Consider the following 2,708-nt stretch of genomic DNA (forward strand, 5'->3'; position numbering starts at 1 on the left):
CAGCACCCCGCCTGGAGATCACCATACCAGACAGTGTAATCAAGGCGATAGCAACAACGATTCGTGCAATTGTCTCCAACTCCGCCTTGCGACATTGAACTTCTGTCATATCCATCTAATGTTCTTTTACCCACGAGGCGCCTGCCGCGGCCCTCGCCAACTCTCATGTGCGCATCCATTCTCCCACATTTGCGAGGCGCGCCGCAAGAGCGATTATCAGGCTGCCCCTATGCGCGGATTCCATCCTGGCCCGGAGTCTATGGGCTCCAACTTAGAGGCCGAAGATAAGGATGCAGTCGGTCCAACCGCTTTTCATTGGGATGTACATTTCTCCTGTTGAAGGAGGTATCCGGATAAGGGCGTTAGGTGTTTCATCTCAGAACCCGCCCTTGAGCTGACCCCATGATGTAATTACGATTGGGACAATCCCGGTTCGCACTATTGCCCGAATCATAAAGTCACTTGCGGGATATGGAACCACCTGCCACAAATCATCTTGATACTGCCATTGGCGGTTGGGTTCATCGGAATTGTAATCCAAGCCTAAAGATGAGCACTCAAGTGGCGCTCCATGCTGGACATATGCCACATAGAAATCGCCATCATGAACCACGACGTCACTCGTGTCGGGTAAAGAGAACTCGACCCATTCCCCTCCTATCTCTTGGGGAGTCACGAATCGCATTGGACCAAAGAGGACAGACCCAGGTTGGCCATCTTGGCCGTCGTCATCAAGCAACCACACAGATTGGAGGTCACAGGAAGGTTCATGGATATCCAGATACATTTTCGTCTTGACGATTTTTACCGGGTAAGTCGGCGGTGTAAACTGCACTGCGCTTGCGGAGCCAACTGGATGAAATACTATGCCGGCAGCAGGTCCTTCGTCATATCCAATTTCAATATCTTGGGCACCCGCGCCGCCAAAAGCCGTCGCCAAAACTAGCGAGATAAGGATGGCTCTTTGCATCTTGTCCTCCAATTTCCCAACCCGGAGTCTTTATGAGAGACAATGTCGCAGATCGTCGACATTTCGCATGTTCGATTCTGTGGCAAGGTGCTTACGACCGAAATCGCAACCAGGACACCAGAAACAATGCGACGAGTGAAAAACTGCGATCCTTTTGAATTAAAATACACCTACCGTAAAGTCTTCGGTCGAATCTGAACCTCCTGTGTGGCGATAATTACGATCGTCAAAACGCCCTGGAGCCATTTGGCTGATGAATCCACTCGAAGGAGATCCGCCCCTCATCGTGGATGTGTGCGACGCTGCCTTCATAGGTTGTGTCCGATGTAAACGCTGTTTGTAGAATCAGGAGCTTCGCAAAAGTGTTGCTGAGGGTTTTCACTACGAAGATGTCATTGGGTCTGGCGGCTATCATATCGGTGTAATCACCCTCCGGTGCTTCGATGAGATCCTCATAGATAATTCGCGCCGAGTCGGAGGTGGAGGGGTTAGCGATACGATCAAAAGCCGCGAATGGAGTTGGATTCACGAGACCCAGGCCGAGAAAGTCTCCCTGAGATCCATAGAACATCATAGTGATCATGTCAGGAATCTGGTTCTCCGCATTGGGGACCTCGATTACTTGCCCCTCAGCGAAACTGAATCCTCGAGAGATCAGCTGTCCTTCGACCTCATCGATCTTGGAGCTCAGAGTTGCCAAGCCGGCGGTAGGCTTGTACTCGGGACAAATGCAGGAATCATCATCGGCACACGATGTCAACATCGCGGTCGCTCCTAGAGCTAGGATCCACATTCCACGCATTTCAATATCCTCCCAATGACTCCACTTAACTTGTACTATCCATTGATATTGGGATACGGACCCCTTGTTAACCCACTCTGCACACCTCAATCAACACGGCCGTGAGTGTTAGTGTGCTTTCTAACGCTTCAGTGTCCCAAGATGTGCTCGGTACCAATTTCCTTGATTATCTCGGGCGACACCATCTCCGCTGCTGTAACCATATGCCATACTATACATAACGATTTGTACGACAAGCCCTCTTTTGCTCACCAAGGTCGCAGTTCCTACTGGTTTCGCCTTGGAAGCTTGTCCATAACCGTACACTTCTGGCCAAGATGTTTGATTTCCATAAGTTCCGTTAGATTCCTTGATACCTAAAGCAGATTGGTTATTCTTTGTGTCCCACGGAATGGTATGCGGCGGTGCCACCGGCCCAGAACCATAATGAACTGTATATTCTCCGATCAAAGAATCACCCTCGGCCGTGATCCCGGCTATTGTACCGTTTCCTTCGCATGATGGCACTAGCTCAACCAACAAAATATCTCCGGTTGAAAGATTATATAGTCGTCCGGGAGTCACTTTCGTGAAACTGCATGCAGTAAACAAGACGGCTAGAATGGAAAATGTGGCGACGCATCGAATTTGGGCTTTCATACTTAGACTCCTGTCGCAGTAACATCTGCTCACCTGCGGGCCGGTCTGGCGCGCCCCTGGCCAACCCGGAATGATCCTATCTTATCTCTCCCTAAAGTGCCAGGGCCATGAAATGCGGGGCCGGCAGCTGCTCGGAGATACGGTTGCAGTCAGCCACACCGCCTTTCCGGTTGGAGATGTTGTCAGGTTCTATGGTAGCATTCTTCCGCATAGCTCCTCCCGCTGTCATCATCCTGGCAATATGCATTGGATCGATTATCAATATGGCCATGGAGCCTTTATTTTATCTTGTTGCTC

3 protein-coding genes are annotated in these 2,708 nt (G+C 50.4%); all 3 read right to left on the minus strand.

Annotation, left to right across the window (positions count from 1 at the left end; genetic code table 11):
* Nucleotides 1-376: 376 nt before the first annotated feature.
* Complete coding sequence (locus tag KJ970_19380; protein MBU2693084.1) at nt 377-970, minus strand: hypothetical protein; 594 nt, start codon at nt 968-970, stop codon at nt 377-379.
* Between the two features lie 226 nt (nt 971-1,196).
* Nucleotides 1,197-1,733, minus strand: coding sequence for a hypothetical protein (locus KJ970_19385; protein ID MBU2693085.1), 537 nt, complete (start codon nt 1,731-1,733; stop codon nt 1,197-1,199).
* A 159-nt stretch (nt 1,734-1,892) separates the two neighbouring features.
* Nucleotides 1,893-2,411: a hypothetical protein gene (locus KJ970_19390; protein ID MBU2693086.1), complete on the minus strand. Its 519-nt coding sequence runs from the start codon at nt 2,409-2,411 to the stop codon at nt 1,893-1,895.
* Nucleotides 2,412-2,708: the final 297 nt, after the last annotated feature.

The sequence above is a fragment of the Candidatus Eisenbacteria bacterium genome (assembly GCA_018831195.1).
Classification (GTDB): Bacteria; Eisenbacteria; RBG-16-71-46; order CAIMUX01; family JAHJDP01; genus JAHJDP01.

Excerpts from the sequence above, each read along its gene's own strand:
- KJ970_19380 (MBU2693084.1), bottom strand. The coding sequence starts at position 970 with ATGCAAAGAGCCATCCTTATCTCGCTAGTTTTGGCGACGGCTTTTGGC.
- KJ970_19385 (MBU2693085.1), bottom strand. The coding sequence starts at position 1,733 with ATGTTGACATCGTGTGCCGATGATGATTCCTGCATTTGTCCCGAGTAC.
- KJ970_19390 (MBU2693086.1), bottom strand. The coding sequence starts at position 2,411 with ATGAAAGCCCAAATTCGATGCGTCGCCACATTTTCCATTCTAGCCGTC.